The following is a 17,618-nucleotide window of genomic DNA, read 5'->3' as shown; positions in this document are numbered from 1 at the left end:
TACGGTCGTCGAACCTTCACGATACGTGGCGTCGGTCAGTCCTTGGGGCTGAACGTGGCGAACGCTGTCTCCCTCAGCGTCTTGCACTCCGCGCCGTTCCACTCGTCCGCCTTGCAGCTGATCATGATGGAGTAGCCGTGCTTGGCGTCCACCTTGAAGCCGCGGTTGAGCACATGGACGCGCATGCCCTGCTGGACGCGCTCGAACTCCCAGTCGGCGACGGTCGGGTAGCCCTTGTACGAGACCGTCCTGATGCCGAAGTGCTTGTACCCCTTGCTGGTGGCGGCCACGCCGATCTTGCCCAGCTCCCAGGCGGCCGCCGCGTCGTCCTTCGGGCTGGCGTTGAAGTCGACCTGGATGCGCGGGAAGCCGCCGCTCTCGCTGAATATCCCGCCACCGCTGTAGCCCGGTATCGACCGGACCTTGAAGGTGGAGGGCATTGCCATGGAGAAGTGGAAGCGGTCGTTGGTGACGAGGGTGTAGCCCGCGGGCAGCTGCTTGCCCGCGTCGCCGCCGGGCTTGCCGGACGGCGTGACGCCGTTGCCGTTGCCGTCGCCGTTGCCGTTCGACCCGCCGGTCCCGCCCGTGGAGCCCGTCGTGCCGTCGGCCCCCGTCGACCCGTCGGAGCCGGTGTCGCCGGGCTGTGCGCCGCCCTGCTGGCCGGGGCCGCCGGGCGTCTGCCCCTTGCCGCCGTCGGAGCCGCCGGAGCCGCTGGAATCGCCGGAGCCGTCACCGCCCGCCGAGGCGCCGGCCGAGGCGGTGGTGCCCCCGCTGCCCTTGCCCTGGTTGCCCTCGTCGCCACCGCTGAGGGAGACCGCGAGGATCGTCCCGAGCAGGGCGAGGACGGCGACCGCGGCGATGATCACCAACGTGCGACGCGGGACGACGTCGGTCAGCGCCGCCCGGGCCGGAGCCGGTCTGCCGCCGCCCTGCGGCACCGCGGAGCCCGCCCCCGCCTTCGCGTTGGGCGTCTGCGACGCCTTCGGCTCGGCCTTCACGGAGGCCGCCGCGTTGCGCACGGACTTCAGGGCACCCCGCATCCGGTCGGCGGACGCGTCGGGCGCCTTGGCCCGGTCGGCCACGGGGGCCACCGGTGCCTGCTCGGGGCGCGGCGGCAGCGGTACGACCCTGGTGACCTCGGGCGAGATCCGGGGTGCGGCCTCGGGCGCGTCGAGCACGGCCCGCAGCAGGACGCGCGCGCGGGCGTCGTCGAGGCGCTGGGCCGGGTCCTTGGCGAGGAGGCCGTAGATGACCTTCTCCAGCTCGGGTCCCGCGTTCTTCGGCGGGTCGACCGGCTCGGTCATCACCGCCGTGAGGGTGGCGATGGCGGAGCCCTTGTCGTACGGCGGGCTGCCCTCGACCGCCGCGTAGATCAGGCCGCCGAGCGACCACATGTCGGCGGCGGGGCCGGGCTTGTGACCGCGGGCGCGCTCCGGGGAGATGTACGAGGGGGCGCCGACGAGCATGCCGGTGGAGGTGATCGAGGGGTCGCCCTCCACCTGGGCGATGCCGAAGTCGGTGAGGACGACCCGGCCGTCGTCGGCGATCAGCACGTTGGACGGCTTCACGTCGCGGTGCAGGATGCCCTCGCGGTGCGCCGAACGCAGCACGTCGAGGATGGCGAGGCCGACCTCGGCGGCGCGCCGGGGCGTGAGCGTGCCGTCCTCGCGGACGGCGTCCGCGAGGGACTTGCCCTCGATGAGCTCCATGACGATCCACGGACGGTCGTCCTCGTCGACGACGTCGTACACGGTCACGGCGCCGTTGTTGCGGATCCGGGCGATGGCCTTCGCCTCGCGCAGCGTCCGGGTGATGAGGCGACGCTTCTCGTCGTCGTCGATGCTGGTGGGGAAGCGGAGTTCCTTGACGGCGACGGTTCGGCCGAGGGTCTCGTCGACCGCGCGCCACACGGTGCCCATGCCGCCGCGGCCGAGGATCGCGCCGAGCCGGTAGCGGCCGGCGAGCAGCCGACCCTCGTTGGCCGGAACCTTGCGCGCCCGGTCGCCGCGCGTGGAGCCCGGCGCCGGCCGGCGGTCGCTCTCGCCGTCGCCGTCGCCCGCGCCGAACCCGGCCCGCCCGGTGGACGGCTCGGTCCCGCGCAACCGCCCGGCGGCGGAGACGTCCTCGCCACCGCGCGCACCGGATCCCGCCGCGTCGGCCGGCGCGCTCGCCGGGACCTTCGCGTCCTGGACGTCGGCGGAGCCTCGGGCACCCGCGGGTCCCCGCGCGTCCTGAACGTCCTTCACGTCCCGAACGCCCTCGGCGTCCTGAACGTCCTTCACGCTTCGACCACCCGCGTCCCGAGCGCCCGAGCCCTCGGCACCCGCGTCCCGAACGCCCGCGTCCGCCGCGTCCACCGGGTCCGCGGGCGCCACGGGGGCAGCCGGTTCCCCGGCACCCTCGGCACCCTGTTTGACCTGCGCGTCCTTCGCGTCCCGCTCCGGCTCACGCGCGGCCGGGACCGCCCCTCGGTCGCCGTCGGTCGCGGCCCCCGCGGCGGCGTCCCGCCTGGGGTCCTTCGCCGTGTCCCGCGACTGCTCCGCCTCCGACATGCGTCCCCTCTGCGATCCCTGATCTTCGCCGCGTCTGCCGCTTCCCGCGCGATGCGGTAACCCGCCCTGGAAGAGAGGCCATTGTCCCTCACCTCGGGACGGGTGGCGCCCCCGGGTCCGTACTCCGGGATGACGACGCCCCCATACACCCCCCAGGTTCCCACCCGTGGCAAGCGGCCCGGTCGTTCTGTCAGATCGGCACGATGTCCGGAGCCCCGAGTCGAGCGGCGTCCGCCGTCAGGTCGTCGGGCTGCCGCTGCGACTCACGCTCGGCCTCGACCCGCTTCTCGTAGTGCTCGATCTCCTTCTCGATCTGGAGGTCGTCCCAGCCGAGGACCGGCGCCATCAGCTCCGCGCACTCGCGGGCGCTGAGGGTGCCCCGGTCGAAGGTCTCGATGGAGATTCTGGTCCGCCGGGTGAGGACGTCGTCGAGGTGACGGGCGCCCTCGTGCGAGGCGGCGTAGACGATTTCGGCGCGCAGGTAGTCGTCGGCCGCCGGGAGCGGCCGGGCGAGCGTGGGGTCCTCGGCGATGAGGTCGAGGATCTGCTCCGTCAGGGAGCCGTACCGGTTGAGGAGATGCTCGACCCGGACGACGTGGAGGCCGGTACGCGCGGCGATTCTGGCCCGCGCGTTCCACAGGGCCCGGTAGCCCTCGGCGCCGAGGAGCGGGACGTCTTCGGTGACGCAGGGGGCGACCCGCTGGTCGAGGGCGTGCACGGCCTCGTCGACGGCGTCCTTGGCCATGACCCGGTACGTCGTGTACTTGCCGCCGGCCACCACGACCAGGCCGGGGACCGGGTGAGCGACGATGTGTTCGCGCGAGAGCTTGCTCGTGGCTTCCGACTCGCCGGCGAGCAGGGGGCGCAGGCCCGCGTAGACGCCCTCGACGTCGTCCCGGGTGAGCGGGGTGGCGAGCACGGTGTTCACATGCTCGAGGAGGTAGTCGATGTCGGCGCTGGACGCGGCGGGATGGGCCTTGTCGAGGTCCCATTCGGTGTCGGTGGTGCCGACGATCCAGTGCCGGCCCCAGGGGATCACGAAGAGCACCGACTTCTCGGTGCGCAGGATGAGCCCGGTGGAGGAGTGGATGCGGTCCTTGGGGACGACGAGGTGGATGCCCTTCGAGGCGCGGACGTGGAACTGGCCGCGCTCGCCGATGAGGGCCTGGGTGTCGTCGGTCCACACCCCGGTGGCGTTGACGATCTGCTTGGCCCGGATCACGTACTCCGCGCCGGCCTCGACGTCCTGGACGCGGGCGCCGACGACCCGCGCGCCCTCGCGCAGGAAGCCGATGACGCGGGCCCGGCTCGCGGCCAGGGCGCCGTAGGAGGCGGCGGTGCGCACGAGGGTGGTGACGAAGCGGGCGTCGTCCATCTGGGCGTCGTAGTACTGCATGGCGCCGACGAGGGCGTCCTTCCTGAGGCAGGGGGCGACCCGCAGGGCGCCCCGCCGGGAGAGGTGCCGGTGGACGGGGAGGCCCCGGCCGTGGCCCGAGGAGAAGGACATCGCGTCGTAGAGCGCGACGCCGGAGCCCGCGTAGAACCGCTCCCACCCCTTGTGCTGGAGCGGGTAGAGGAAGGGGACCGGCTTCACCAGGTGGGGTGCGAGCCGCTCCAGGAGCAGTCCGCGCTCCTTGAGGGCTTCGCGGACCAGGGCGAAGTCCAGCATCTCCAGGTAGCGCAGGCCGCCGTGGATGAGCTTGCTGGACCGGCTGGAGGTGCCGGAGGCCCAGTCGCGGGCCTCTACGATGCCGGTGGAGAGTCCTCTCGTGACGGCGTCGAGTGCCGTCCCGGCGCCGACCACTCCGGCGCCGACCACCAGCACGTCCAGCTCGCGCTCGGCCATGGCCGCGAGCGCTTCGGCGCGCTCGGCGGGTCCCAGTGTCGCTGTCCTCACGGTGCCTCCCGTCGTCCCCCGTCGTTCCGGCACGCGAACCGGGCCATGCGGTCCGGCTCACAGCTCGATTCTGGCCCTCCCCGGCGACTTCAGCCACCGCCTCGCCACCGACCTGTGGATAACACTCGGCGACCTGCAGCCCCACAATGCGGCATATCGGTCATATTTACGCCTAGTCTGACATTGCGCCCGACCCGTTCTGTCCACCGGGCTTGCGCGTCGCGTTCCCTCCGGCTACTGGGAAGGACGGCCCACCCTCCATGCCCGCTGATCTCGCCGTCATCGGCCTCGGCCACCACGGACTCCCCCTGGCCCAGGCCGCCACCGCCGCAGGCATCGACACCATCGGCTACGACACCGACCCCCGCCCCGTCGCCGAACTCGCCGCCGGCCGCTCCCCGGTCGACGGCTCCCTCACCGTCCCGGAGATCCGCCGGATGCTCTCGGGGGGCTTCCGGCCGACCGCCAACCCGGCCGAGCTCGGCCGGGTCCGCACCGCCGTCCTGTGCGCCCCGACCCCCCTCGGTCCGGAGGGCTCCCTCGACCTCACCGCCGTGACCGACGCCGCATGCGCGCTCTCCGCCCGGCTGCGCCCGCACACCACCGTCCTCCTGGAGTCCCCGGTCCCCCCGGGCACCACCGAGGGCCTGCTCCGCGACCTCCTCGAAGCGGGCTCGGGCCTGCGCGCCGGACGCGACTTCCACCTCGCGTACTCCCCCGGCCGCCTCGACCCCGGCAGCCGCACCCACGGCTTCGCCGGCACCCCCAAGGTCATCGGCGGTCTCACCCCGGCCTGCACCGAGGCGGCGGCCGCCTTCTACGGCCGGCTCACCGACAAGGTGGTACGCGCGCGTGGCCCCCGCGAGGCGGAGACGGTCAAGCTCCTGGAGACCAACTTCCGGCACGTCAACATCGCCCTGGTCAACGAGATGGCGGTGCTCTGCCACGAACTCGGCGTCGACCTGTGGGACGTCATCCGCTGCGCCGAGACCAAGCCTTTCGGCTTCCAGGCCTTCCGCCCGGGACCGGGGGTCGGCGGCCACGGCGTCCCCGTCGACACCGTCGGCGCCCACCGCCCGCTCCGTCTCGTCGAACTCGCCGGCCAGGTCAACGAACGCATGCCGCAGTACGTCGTCCAGCGCGCCGCCACCCTCCTCAACGAACACGGCAAGTCGGCCCGCGGCGCCCGGATCCTGCTCCTGGGCATCACGTACAAGCCCGACCTGCCCGACCGTCAGGGCTCCCCCGCCGACGAGATCGCATGCCGTCTGATGGACCTCGGCGCGGCCGTCAGCTACCACGACCCGCACGTCCCCGACTGGCGCGTCCGCGAACTCCCCGTCCCCCGCGCGGACTCCCTCTACGAGGCCGCCGCCCACGCCGACCTGACGGTCCTGCTCCAGCACCACCGCACCTACGACCTCCAGGGCCTCGCGGTCAAGGCCCAGCTCCTCCTCGACACCCGGGGCGCCACCCCCACGGGCACGGCCCACCGCCTTTGACCTGCACGGCCACCGGGCATAACTGTTGTGCCCCTGTCATAGAGGGGTGCTAATCTCCGGGCCTCTCGTATGCACGCACGCGCGTGCTACTTCCGTCCCTGGGGGGATCCGCACCATGAGCCAGCCCGTTCCGCCGCCCGGCAACCCGTTCGCCGGGGGCGCCGCGCCCGAGCAGTACCCGGTCGCGCCGCCGCCGGCGCCCGCCCGCGACAACGTCGCCCTCGGCCTGGTCGCGGCGCTCGTCGCCGCACTGGTCTCGGCCGGTGTGTACGGCGCCGTCATCGGCGGCGTCGAGCGCGAGATCGGCTGGGCCGCCGTCGGCGTCGGCTTCCTCACCGGTTTCGCCGCCGGCAAGGTCGGCGGCCGCAACCCCGTCCTGCCGATCGCGAGCGCGGTGCTCGCCCTGGGCGCGGTCTACCTCGGCCAGCTCCTGGGCATCGCGATCCTGCTCTCCAAGGAGCTGGACGTCTCCGCGACGGAGCTCATCTTCCAGGAGTTCGGCCTGCTCACCGAGGGGTGGAACGCCACCAAGGACGGGCTGACGTTCCTGTTCTTCGGCATCGCCGCCTTCGCCGCGTTCTCCGGCGCCAAGAAGGCCGCGTAACCGTCGTCCGTACGCGATGGGGCCCCGCACCACCCGGTGCGGGGCCCCTTCGCGTACGGAACGGTCGGACGTCAGCGCTTGTGCTGGGAGTCCGCGACCGTGACCTCGACGCGCTGGAACTCCTTGAGCTCGCTGTAGCCGGTCGTGGCCATCGCGCGGCGCAGGGCGCCGAAGAAGTTCATCGAGCCGTCCGGGGTGTGCGACGGGCCCGCGAGGATCTCCTCGGTGGTGCCGACGATGCCCAGGTCGACCAGCTTGCCGCGCGGCACGTCCTCGTGGACGGCCTCCATGCCCCAGTGGTGGCCCTTGCCGGGCGCGTCCGTGGCACGGGCCAGGGGGGAGCCGATCATCACCGAGTCGGCGCCGCAGGCGATCGCCTTCGGCAGGTCGCCGGACCAGCCGACACCGCCGTCGGCGATGACGTGCACGTACCGGCCGCCGGACTCGTCCATGTAGTCGCGGCGGGCCGCGGCCACGTCGGCGACCGCGGTCGCCATCGGGACCTGGATGCCGAGGACGTTGCGCGTGGTGTGCGCCGCGCCGCCGCCGAAGCCGACGAGGACACCCGCGGCGCCGGTGCGCATCAGGTGCAGGGCCGCGGTGTACGTGGCGCAGCCGCCGACGATGACCGGGACGTCGAGCTCGTAGATGAACTGCTTCAGGTTCAGCGGCTCGGACGCGCCCGAGACGTGCTCGGCGGAGACCGTCGTACCGCGGATGACGAAGATGTCCACGCCGGCGTCGACGACCGCCTTGGAGAACTGCGCGGTGCGCTGCGGGGAGAGCGCGGCGGCGGTGACGACACCGGAGTCGCGCACCTCCTTGATGCGCTGCCCGATCAGTTCTTCCTTGATCGGGGCCGCGTAGATCTCCTGCAGACGGCGGGTCGCGGTCGCCTCGTCCAGCTCGGCGATCTCGTCGAGCAGCGGCTGCGGGTCCTCGTACCGGGTCCAGAGACCCTCCAGGTTCAGAACTCCCAGGCCGCCCAGCTCGCCGATGCGGATGGCGGTCTGCGGCGAGACGACCGAGTCCATCGGGGCGGCCAGGAACGGAAGCTCGAACCGGTAGGCGTCGATCTGCCAGGCGATCGAGACCTCCTTCGGGTCCCGGGTGCGCCGGCTCGGAACGACGGCGATGTCGTCGAACGCGTACGCCCTGCGGCCGCGCTTGCCGCGCCCGATCTCGATCTCAGTCACGATGTGTGGCCTTTCCCTCTACGTCTGCGCCTACCAGTATCCCCGACACAAGCGTGAGGGGCGGCTCCGGCCACATGCCGGAACCGCCCCCACGCGTCGCGCTGTGTTACTTCCTGCTGTAGTTCGGCGCCTCGACCGTCATCTGGATGTCGTGCGGGTGGCTCTCCTTGAGGCCCGCCGAGGTGATCCGGACGAACCGGCCGTGTGCCTGAAGCTCCGGAACCGTGCGGCCGCCGACGTAGAACATCGACTGGCGCAGGCCGCCCACCAGCTGGTGGACGACGGCCGAGAGCGGGCCGCGGTAGGGCACCTGACCCTCGATGCCTTCGGGCACGAGCTTCTCGTCGGAGGCCACGCCCTCCTGGAAGTAGCGGTCCTTGGAGAAGGAGCGCTGATCGCCGCGGGTCTGCATGGCACCGAGCGAGCCCATGCCGCGGTACGACTTGAACTGCTTGCCGTTGATGAAGAGCAGCTCGCCCGGGGACTCCTCGCAGCCCGCGAGCAGCGAACCGAGCATCACGGTGTCGGCACCGGCCACGAGGGCCTTGGCGATGTCGCCGGAGTACTGCAGGCCACCGTCGCCGATGACCGGGACTCCGGCCGCCTTGGCGGCGAGGGAGGCCTCGTAGATCGCGGTGACCTGCGGGACGCCGATGCCGGCGACGACGCGGGTGGTGCAGATGGAGCCGGGACCGACGCCGACCTTGATGCCGTCGACACCGGCGTCGATGAGCGCCTGGGCGCCGTCGCGGGTGGCGATGTTGCCGCCGATGACGTCGACGGAGGAGTTCGACTTGATCTTGGCGACCATGTCGCCGACCAGCCGGGAGTGGCCGTGGGCGGTGTCGACGACGATGAAGTCGACGCCCGCCTCGATCAGGGCCTGGGCACGCTCGTACGCGTCACCGGCGACACCGACGGCCGCGCCGACGAGCAGGCGGCCTTCCTTGTCCTTGGCGGCGTTCGGGTACTTCTCGGCCTTGACGAAGTCCTTGACCGTGATGAGGCCCTTGAGGATGCCCGCGTCGTCGACCAGCGGCAGCTTCTCGATCTTGTGGCGGCGGAGCAGCTCCATCGCGTCCACACCGGAGATGCCGACCTTGCCGGTGACCAGCGGCATCGGGGTCATGACCTCGCGCACCTGGCGGCTGCGGTCCGACTCGAAGGCCATGTCGCGGTTGGTGACGATGCCGAGGAGCTTGCCGCCCTGGTCGGTGACCGGGACGCCGCTGATGCGGAACTTCGCGCAGATCGCGTCGGCCTCGCCGAGCGTCGCGTCCGGGTGGACCGTGATCGGGTCGGTGACCATGCCGGACTCGGAGCGCTTCACCAGGTCGACCTGGTTGGCCTGGTCGGCGATCGAGAGGTTGCGGTGCAGGACACCGACACCACCCTGTCGCGCCATGGCGATCGCCATGCGGGACTCGGTGACCTTGTCCATCGCGGCGGAGAGCAGCGGGATGTTCACCCGCACGTTCTTCGAGATGTACGAGGCGGTGTCGATCTGGTCGGGCGCCATGTCCGACGCGCCCGGCAGCAGCAGCACGTCGTCGTAGGTCAGCCCGAGTGTCGCGAATTTCTCGGGCACTCCGTCGACGTTTGCAGTCATGACACCTTCCCCAAATGGTCTTGATCGGTGCGGATGTCCATGCTAACGGGCCGAAGCGGTGTCTCATTCCACGATCAAGATCAGCCGCAAGCTTTGGACGTTCGCACGTGTACGAAAGGGCCGAAAGGCCCCGGCAACACTTACGGCCCGGCCACTTCCCGGCCGGACTCGCCTCGGATCACTGCTCCGCGAGCGCCCTGAGCCGACTGAGCGCGCGATGCTGCGCGACCCGGACGGCCCCCGGGGACATGCCGAGCATCTGCCCGGTCTCCTCGGCGGTCAGTCCGACCGCCACGCGGAGCACGAGCAGTTCACGCTGGTTCTCCGGGAGATTGGCGAGCAGCTTCTTGGCCCACTCGGCGTCGTCGCTGAGGAGCGCGCGCTCCTCGGGGCCGAGGGAGTCGTCGGGCCGCTCGGGCATCTCGTCGGAGGGAACGGCCGTCGACCCCGGGTGCCGCATGGCGGCCCGCTGGAGGTCGGCGACCTTGTGCCCGGCGATGGCGAAGACGAAGGCCTCGAAGGGCCTGCCCGTGTCCTTGTAGCGTGGCAGCGCCATCAGGACGGCGACACAGACCTCCTGGGCCAGGTCCTCGACGAAGTGCCGGGCGTCGCCCGGCAGCCGGTTGAGGCGGGTGCGGCAGTACCGCAGCGCGAGCGGGTGCACCCGTGCGAGCAGGTCGTGCGTCGCCTGGGCGTCGCCGTCGACCGCACGATGGACGAGCGCGCCGATCTCCCCCTGCCCGGCAGGCATGGGGGAACCCACGGTCTCGTCGTCGCGCATCGCTCCATGGTGCCCCGACGCTTCCGCGTTCGTGGCACCGCGTCCGTAGTTGTGCACCGAAGCGTTATGAGCAGGTGCGCCGGTACTCATCTCCCGCGCCCTCCCCTCCCGCTCGATCGACTCGTCCCCGAGGAACTCCACACCTCAAGGATGCGGCATTCCGCGGGGAAGTGACACAAGCCCACCCCGTCCACCCCACGACGGACGCGGGCGAGGACGGGGATGCGGCCGGTGACCTGCGATTCAGCGGACCAGGCCCCAGCGGAATCCGAGGGCGACGGCATGCGCCCGGTCCGAGGCGCCCAGCTTCTTGAAGAGACGCCGGGCGTGGGTCTTGACGGTGTCCTCGGAGAGGAAGAGCTCGCGCCCGATCTCCGCGTTGGACCGGCCGTGGCTCATGCCTTCGAGGACCTGGATCTCGCGCGCGGTGAGGGTGGGCGCGGCGCCCATCTCGGCCGAACGGAGCCGACGCGGAGCGAGCCGCCAGGTCGGGTCGGCCAGCGCCTGGGTGACGGTGGCCCGCAGTTCGGCGCGCGAGGCGTCCTTGTGCAGATAGCCACGGGCACCCGCGGCGACCGCGAGGGCGACGCCGTCGAGGTCCTCGGCGACCGTGAGCATGATGATGCGGGCGCCGGGGTCCGCGGAGAGCAGCCGGCGGACGGTCTCCACGCCGCCCAGACCGGGCATGCGTACGTCCATCAGAATCAGGTCCGAGCGGTCCGCGCCCCAGCGGCGGAGGACTTCCTCGCCGTTGGCCGCGGTGGTCACGCGCTCGACGCCGGGCACGGTCGCGACCGCGCGGCGGAGCGCCTCTCGGGCAAGCGGGGAGTCGTCGCAGACGAGAACGGATGTCATGCCTGACCTCCGCGACTCTCGCAGCTGTAGCGCGTCACCTTGAGCCTCCAGGGCTGTACGTAATCGTCACCTGTGCGATTGACGCTCTCGGACACCTGCCCGATCGCTTGTTCCTTCAACCGCCTCCGCACTCTCAACGACGGTCACTCGAAAGAGTTACGGGTCGGACGGCGGCGTTCGGCACTCTACGTGAGGGGACGTACGCGGAGGAGAGCGACGCGGCCCTTCTGCCCATCATCGAAAGCTATGCCCCATTTAGCGGGTTTTCTTCCCTTTTCGCAGTGTCTGTGGCTAGATTCGCAATGAGTCATATTTACATCTACTTAGACAGTAGGTGTACGACCCGGACCCATCGGGGCCCGAGGAGCCCCGGCCATCAGCCATCCACCCGCCCACCTATCCGTTCGACACGGTTTCAAGGGGACAAGCGCAATGGCAGATTTCTCCCGCCTTCCCGGACCCAACGCCGATCTGTGGGACTGGCAACTGCTCGCGGCCTGCCGCGGAGTCGACAGCTCCCTGTTCTTCCACCCCGAGGGAGAGCGCGGCGCGGCACGGAGTGCGCGTGAGAACTCGGCGAAAGAGGTCTGCATGCGGTGCCCGGTACGCGCGGAGTGCGCGGCACACGCACTCGCCGTGCGGGAGCCCTACGGCGTATGGGGCGGCCTCACCGAGGACGAACGCGAAGAGCTCATGGGACGCGCGCGCAATCGCCTGATCGCAGCAGCACCGACGGCGACGCCGGTTGCATCGGTCGCGTCCGCGGCTTCCGTGACATCCATGACGACAGCGGCGTCGGCAGCCGGCCGACCGATTGTGGAGCGCATGTGAAGGAACGTTTCCTCAACTAAGCAGCCCCAACGGAGCAGCACGGACGACCAGGAACACGGAGGGCCAGGAGCACGGAGGACCGGAGCCGCGCCCACGCGCGTGTCGCGACACCTACGCGCGCGTGGCGGCCCGGGTCAGTTCGTCGAGCGTGGCGGCGACGGCCGGGACCTGCGCCAGGTCGGGCAGCGTCAGGGCCACGATCTCCCGCTCCACGGCCGGCTCCACGGCCACGGTCCGCGCACCCTTGGGCCGTACGGACTCGATGGCCAGCTCCGGCAGGACGGCCACGCCGAGACCGGCGCCGACCAGGCCCACCACGGCCGGGTAGTCGTCGGTGGCGAAGTCGATGCGGGGGGTGAATCCCGCCTCCTCGCACACGTCCACGAGCTGACGGCGGCAGCGCGGGCAGCCCGCGATCCAGGACTCGTCGGCGAGTTCGGCGATGCCGACGGACGCGGCCCCGGCGAGCCGGTGGCCCTCGGGGACGAGGCCCACCAGACGGTCGGCGAGGATCGGCCGGACGACCAGGTCGTCCCACTCGGCCTGCCCGTCAGCCTGTCGGCCGGTCTGCCCCGCTCCGTAGCGGAAGGCGAGGGCCACGTCGCAGTCGCCCCCGCGGAGCATCTCGATCGAGCGCGGCGGTTCGGCCTCGACGAGCGAGACGCGGGTGCCGGGGTGCGCGGCCCGCAGCGCGGCGAGCGCGGTGGGGACCAGGGTGGAGCTGCCGCTGGGGAAGGAGACCAGGCGGACCCGGCCCGCACGGAGCCCGGCGATCGCGGCGACCTCCTCCTCCGCGGCGGTGAGCCCGGCGAGGATGCCGGAGGCGTGGCGGACCAGGACCTCACCGGCCTGGGTGAGGCGCATCTCGCGGGCCGTACGGATCAGCAGCGGCGTGCCGGCGGAGGCTTCGAGCGCCTTCATCTGCTGGCTGACGGCGGGCTGGGTGCAGCCGAGTTCGCGCGCGGCGGCCGAGAAGGAGCCGGTGGCGGCGACAGCGCGCAGGACGCGGAGATGACGTGCCTCGATCATGGACTCCATCATAAGCGAGTCTTGGGTGGTGCGCTGAATATTCGCTCACGACTTTGAGACGGTGCCCGTAAAGTACCCACATGACCTTGCTCAGTGTGAACGTGGGCCGCGCCAAGGCTGTGGACTACACCGACGCCGCCTCCGGCCTCACCGCCATCGACAAGCGACCCGTCGACGGGCCCGTGCGGATCGAGGCGCCGGGGGCGCCCGGTGTCGGGACGAGCGGGCTCGCCGGGGACACGGTCTGCGACCTGCGCTTCCACGGCGGCAACGACCGGGCCGCGTACGCCTTCGCCCGTGAGGACCTGGACCGGTGGGAGCGGGAGCTCGGCCGCCCGCTCGCCAACGGCTCGTTCGGCGAGAACCTCACCACCCTCGGCCTGGACGTGAACGGGGCCCTGATCGGCGAGCGGTGGCGGATCGGCGAGGAGGTCGTCCTCGAAGTCACCGGCGGCCGCATCCCCTGCCGTACCTTCGCGGGCTTCGTGGAGGAGAAGGGCTGGGTCCGGCGGTTCACGCAGTCGGAGGCCGGACCCGGCGCGCTGCTGCGGGTGATCGAGCCGGGCGAGATCCGCGCCGGAGACCCGATCACCGTCGTCCACCGGCCCGAGCACGACATCACCGTCGCGCTGCTGCACCGCGCCGCGACCGCCGAACGCACCCTGCTGCCCCGCACCTTGGCCGCCGCCGAGTGGATGGAGTCCGGACTCCTCGCGCTCGCACGCCAGTACACGGAGAAGTACGCGCGCGCGTAGTCGCCGGTACGCGGACAAGAGCGTCCGCGGCGGGGCACTACCGTGCCCGTATGACGACTGCACTGATTACGGGCGCCACCGCGGGCATCGGGGCCGCCTTCGCACGGAGGCTCGCGGCCGACGGCCACGACGTCGTGCTCGTGGCACGGGACGTGAAGCGGCTTCGGGAGCAGGCGACCGAGCTGCACGACCGGCACGGCATCGAGGCCGAGGTGCTCGCGGCGGACCTCGCCGAGGAGAAGGGCATCGCCGCCGTCGAGGCCCGGCTCTCGGACCCGAAGCAGCCGGTGGACATGCTCGTGAACAACGCCGGCTTCGGCAACAAGGGCCGCTTCCTCGAAGTGTCCATGGCCGACGAGCTGAAGATGCTCACGGTGCACTGCGAGGCGGTGCTGCGGCTGACCTCGGCCGCCGCCGCCTCGATGAAGGAGCGCCACCGGGGCTCCGTGGTGAACGTCGCGTCGGTGGCGGCCTTCGTGCCCCGCGGCACGTACGGGGCGTCGAAGGCCTGGGTCGTGCAGTTCACCCAGGGCGCGGCCCGGGACCTGGCGGGCAGCGGGGTCCGGCTGATGGCGCTCTGCCCCGGCTTCGTACGGACCGAGTTCCACGAGCGGGCCGGGATGGGGACGGACAACATCCCGGGCTGGATGTGGCTCGACGCGGACAAGTTGGTGACGGCGGCGATCGCGGACCTGGACCGGGGGAAGACGCTGTCGATCCCCGACCCCCGCTACAAGGCCCTCATGGGTGTGGTGAAGCTGGCGCCGCGCGGCCTGCTCGGCGGGGTCTCCTCCAAGGCGGGCCGCAAGTACGGGCCGAAGTAGCGCGGTCACCGGTCCCGCGCGTCGAGGTCCAGTTCGGCGGTGGTTCCGTTCCGCCAGGTCACGTGGAGCGTGTGGCCGGCGACCCGGACGGCCGCGAGGTCGGTGACGGGGGCCGGGGCGGGCTCGGCGGTGAGCGAGGCGAGGGCGACGAAGAGGGCGGCCGGGCCGCTCGTCGTGCCGTGCAGGGCGAGGGTGCGGCTGTCGGTGCCCTGCAGGGTTTCCCCGGTGGGGAGTGCGGTGGGGAGTGCGGTGGCTCCGCGGTCCGTCGGATAGCCGTGGACCGGGTGGAGCTGTGCGTGCGGCCCCTCGGGAGTGGTGGCCCAGCCGGTCTGCCGTACGGGGGTCCCTTCCGGAGCACCGAGGACGAGATGGGCGCGGACCTCGGCGCGACCGTGGGCGAGGGTCGCGGAGAGGATCCGTACACCGGGGTACGGGGTGTGCCAGGAGGCGGCCCAGCCGGGGCCGGTACCGGCCGGGACGGCGGGGCCCCGGGTGGTGGTCTTCCCGTCTTCCGTCAGCAGGGCGAAGTGGTTGTCGGCGGGGGCCGGACCGGTGGTGGGTCCCGTACGGGTCGAGTAGGCGTGGCGGGCGTAGCCGGGGTCGTCCTCGGCCGCCTCGGCGCTCTGTACGTGGTTGCTGCCGTGGTTGTGGAGGCGTACGAGTCCGTCGGCGGCGGTGGTCTGGGCGAGGAGTCCGGCCGGGGCGAAGGGGCGGACGGTGTCGGCGCGTTCGGCCGGCAGCGGTTCCTCGGGGTCGGTCCAGGCGGGGTGGTCCGCGGGCAGGAGGAGGCCGAGGAAGCCCTTGGACGCCCAGTAGGGGGACCCGGGTCCCGAGTACTCCTGGACCAGGGGCGCGTACGGGCCGTGCCAGCCGAGGGTGAGGAGGCCGTTCGGGTCGGTGGCGCCGCGGTCGAGGAAGTACCTCAGGGTTCCGGAGGCGAGGCGGCGGGTGCCACCGGGAGTGAGAGGGGTGTGCCCGGTGAGGGTGCCGAGCCAGGGTGCGGCCGCCGCGGCGAAGCGGTAGATCAGGGAGCGCCCGTACGGGAGCGGGGCGCCGTTGGCGTCGAAGAGGTGGACGTAGTCGTCGAGATGGGCGCGCAGGCGGGGCCCGTACCGGTCGAGGAGCTCCCGGTCGCCGGCGAGGTGGGCGTGGAGGACGGGGTAGAAGTGCAGCGCCCAGGCGTTGTAGTGGTCGAAGGCGCGGTTGTCGCCGTCGCTGTACCAGCCGTCGCCGAGGTACCAGTCCTCGATCCGGGCGAGTGAGCGGTCGACGGTGGCGGCGGCCCGGTCGGTGTCGGCGCCCACGTCCTGGAGGAAGCCGGCGACGGTGAGGCCGAAGAGCCACCAGTTGTTGTCGACGGGGGACGGGCCGAGGGCGGGGCGGAGCCAGTCGGCGACCTGCTCGCGGGTGCGGTCGTCGAGCCGGTCCCAGAGCCAGGGGCGGGTGAGGCGGAGGCCGAGGGCGACGGAGGCGGCTTCGACGATCGCCTGGCGGGTGTCGGTGGTGAGGGGCCAGGAGTCCGCGTCCGCACGTCCCGGCTTCGCGGTCCCGGCGGCGAGGCCTTCGGCGTACCGGGAGAGGTGGTCGTGCGGGTCGGCTCCCCGCCCGCCCGCGACCCTGAGTGCCGCGAGGAGGAAGGTGCGGGCCCAACCCTCCAGGCCGTCGGAGCGGGCTCCGGACCAGCTGGGGCGGGGGCCCGGCAGGTGGATCAGTCCGTGGCAGGGGCCGGCGAACGGGCGTACGGCCAGAAGGAGTCGGTCGGCCGTGGCCTCCCAGTGGGCACGGGTCCAGCCGGTGTACGGGCTGAGCTCACGGTTCTCGGGCGGCGTGGGCATGATGCTCCCTGCGGCTTCCTGGGGCTCCCTGCGGTGACGACTGCGTCGCCGGGAATCCTGGACAGGCTCCGATCGAACGTCAAGAGATTCGGAGCGAATGATCGAATTTTCTTCCGTTCGATCATTCGGGGCCGTGTGTGAACTAAGGTCGGGGAACCACCACCACCGCGAGGGGGAACTGCGCCGTGCGCGAGAGTGCTGCCGAACGACACGACCGACTGCTGGCCCTGGTGCGCGAGCGCGGCACCGCCCGCGTCGCCGAGCTGGCCGAGCGGCTCGGGGTCTCCCCCGTCACCGCCCGCCGGGACGTCGAACTCCTGGCCGGCCGGGGCCTGCTCGACCGGGTGCACGGCCAGGTGTCCTGGCCTCGGCGACAGGGCGCCCAGGGCGCCGGACGTCCCGGTGAGGGCCTGGTCATCGGCCTGCTCGCGCCCTCCGCCACGTACTACTTCGCCGAGGTCATCCGGGGCGCGCACGAGGCCGCCGCCCGCGCCGGCGCCCGACTCGTCCTGCGCGTCTCGGACTACCGGCCGGAGGAGGACCGGGCCCGCACCGAGGGGCTGCTCGCGGCCGGCGCCGAGGGCGTGCTCGTCGCACCCGGCTGGCGCGGGCCCGAGGACCAGCGGGCGTACGGGGACTGGCTGGCCGAACTCCCCGTGCCGGCGGTGCTCCTGGAGCGCCGGGCCGAACCCGGCAGCCCCCTCGACGGCCTCGACCGGGTCGCCTCCGACCACGGCCACGGCGTCCTGCTCGCCCTGCGCCATCTGCTCTCCCTCGGCCATGCGACGCCACTGCTCGTGGCGCGCCGGGACTCGCCCACCGCGCTCGCGGTGCGCGCCGGGTACGCCGAGGCGCTGGGCACCCTGGGCCTGGCGGAGCCGCGCCCGGTCATCGACTCCGTACCGGCGGAGGCGGATCCGGAGGGCTTCGAGCGGGCGGTACGGGCGCTGCACGAGGCGGTCGCCTCCGGCCTGGCGAGCGCTGCCCTGGTGCACAACGACGTGGACGCGATCGAGATCGTGCAGCGCCTGGCCGAGCTGGGCGTCCGGGTACCGCAGGACCTGGCCCTGATCGCGTACGACGACGAGGTCGCGGCGCTCGCCGACACCCCGCTGACGGCGGTCGCGCCGCCCAAGCGGCAGGTGGGGCGGCATGCCACCGAACTGCTCGTGGAGCGACTCGCCGAGCGGGACGCGGGCCCGGACGAGGACGCGGCACGACGTCATCTGGGGCTACTGCCGAGGCTGCGGGTGCGGGAGTCGTGCGGGGCGCACACCTCGTAACCTTCTGATCTTTTTTCGATCAATCAATCTTTCGCTCTTGACTTCGGTCATGAACGGTCACAGGA

At 72.1% G+C, this 17,618-nt stretch carries 14 protein-coding genes; 6 read left to right on the top strand and 8 right to left on the bottom strand.

The features are described from left to right. Positions 1-35 precede the first annotated feature (35 nt). On the bottom strand, positions 36-2,552 hold the full coding sequence (locus OG514_RS17250) for a serine/threonine-protein kinase (RefSeq protein ID WP_266895563.1): 2,517 nt from the start codon (positions 2,550-2,552) through the stop codon (positions 36-38). Between the two features lie 190 nt (positions 2,553-2,742). Further along, positions 2,743-4,449, bottom strand: a complete 1,707-nt coding sequence (locus tag OG514_RS17245; RefSeq protein WP_266895561.1) for a glycerol-3-phosphate dehydrogenase/oxidase — start codon at positions 4,447-4,449, stop codon at positions 2,743-2,745. Between the two features lie 260 nt (positions 4,450-4,709). Between OG514_RS17245 and OG514_RS17240 the strand changes: the two genes are divergently transcribed. Both OG514_RS17240 and OG514_RS17235 read left to right on the top strand, forming a co-directional pair. Next, positions 4,710-5,951, top strand: a complete 1,242-nt coding sequence (locus tag OG514_RS17240) for a nucleotide sugar dehydrogenase (RefSeq protein ID WP_266895559.1) — start codon at positions 4,710-4,712, stop codon at positions 5,949-5,951. Between the two features lie 115 nt (positions 5,952-6,066). Further along, positions 6,067-6,555 (top strand): hypothetical protein, encoded by a 489-nt coding sequence (locus OG514_RS17235; protein ID WP_266895557.1) that lies wholly within the window; start codon positions 6,067-6,069, stop codon positions 6,553-6,555. A gap of 71 nt (positions 6,556-6,626) precedes the next feature. Here OG514_RS17235 and OG514_RS17230 read toward each other — a convergent pair whose 3' ends face one another. The 4 genes from OG514_RS17230 to OG514_RS17215 form a co-directional block, all read right to left on the bottom strand. Beyond that, positions 6,627-7,751, bottom strand: a complete 1,125-nt coding sequence (locus tag OG514_RS17230) for a GuaB3 family IMP dehydrogenase-related protein (RefSeq protein ID WP_266895555.1) — start codon at positions 7,749-7,751, stop codon at positions 6,627-6,629. A gap of 106 nt (positions 7,752-7,857) precedes the next feature. Next, positions 7,858-9,360: an IMP dehydrogenase gene (gene guaB, locus OG514_RS17225; RefSeq protein ID WP_266895553.1), complete on the bottom strand. Its 1,503-nt coding sequence runs from the start codon at positions 9,358-9,360 to the stop codon at positions 7,858-7,860. A 178-nt stretch (positions 9,361-9,538) separates the two neighbouring features. Continuing rightward, a complete protein-coding gene (locus tag OG514_RS17220; RefSeq protein WP_030211429.1) occupies positions 9,539-10,141 on the bottom strand; it encodes a sigma-70 family RNA polymerase sigma factor in 603 nt (200 codons plus the stop codon). Positions 10,142-10,384: 243 nt separating this feature from the next. Continuing rightward, entirely contained in the window at positions 10,385-10,996 is a 612-nt protein-coding gene (locus OG514_RS17215) for a response regulator transcription factor (protein ID WP_003948568.1), read from the bottom strand. A gap of 432 nt (positions 10,997-11,428) precedes the next feature. On the opposite strand from OG514_RS17215, the gene OG514_RS39370 reads away from it, so the two are divergent. Further along, complete coding sequence (locus OG514_RS39370) at positions 11,429-11,827, top strand: WhiB family transcriptional regulator (RefSeq protein WP_323181556.1); 399 nt, start codon at positions 11,429-11,431, stop codon at positions 11,825-11,827. 111 nt (positions 11,828-11,938) lie between these two features. On the opposite strand, the gene OG514_RS17205 is transcribed toward OG514_RS39370, so the two are convergent. Next, a complete protein-coding gene (locus tag OG514_RS17205; protein WP_266895551.1) occupies positions 11,939-12,856 on the bottom strand; it encodes a LysR family transcriptional regulator in 918 nt (305 codons plus the stop codon). Between the two features lie 80 nt (positions 12,857-12,936). On the opposite strand from OG514_RS17205, the gene OG514_RS17200 reads away from it, so the two are divergent. Continuing rightward, a complete protein-coding gene (locus tag OG514_RS17200) occupies positions 12,937-13,611 on the top strand; it encodes an MOSC domain-containing protein (RefSeq protein WP_266895549.1) in 675 nt (224 codons plus the stop codon). 50 nt (positions 13,612-13,661) lie between these two features. Continuing rightward, positions 13,662-14,435: an SDR family oxidoreductase gene (locus tag OG514_RS17195; protein ID WP_266895547.1), complete on the top strand. Its 774-nt coding sequence runs from the start codon at positions 13,662-13,664 to the stop codon at positions 14,433-14,435. Between the two features lie 5 nt (positions 14,436-14,440). Here the strand turns inward: OG514_RS17195 and OG514_RS17190 are convergent, their stop codons facing one another. Beyond that, positions 14,441-16,270: a DUF2264 domain-containing protein gene (locus OG514_RS17190; RefSeq protein WP_266895545.1), complete on the bottom strand. Its 1,830-nt coding sequence runs from the start codon at positions 16,268-16,270 to the stop codon at positions 14,441-14,443. 185 nt (positions 16,271-16,455) lie between these two features. On the opposite strand from OG514_RS17190, the gene OG514_RS17185 reads away from it, so the two are divergent. Beyond that, a complete protein-coding gene (locus OG514_RS17185) occupies positions 16,456-17,553 on the top strand; it encodes a substrate-binding domain-containing protein (RefSeq protein ID WP_266895543.1) in 1,098 nt (365 codons plus the stop codon). The last annotated feature ends 65 nt before the right edge of the window (positions 17,554-17,618 follow it).

This window comes from Streptomyces sp. NBC_00572 (genome assembly GCF_026341815.1).
Classification (GTDB): Bacteria; Actinomycetota; Actinomycetes; order Streptomycetales; family Streptomycetaceae; genus Streptomyces.
This window is presented reverse-complemented; position numbering and strand designations above follow the sequence as displayed.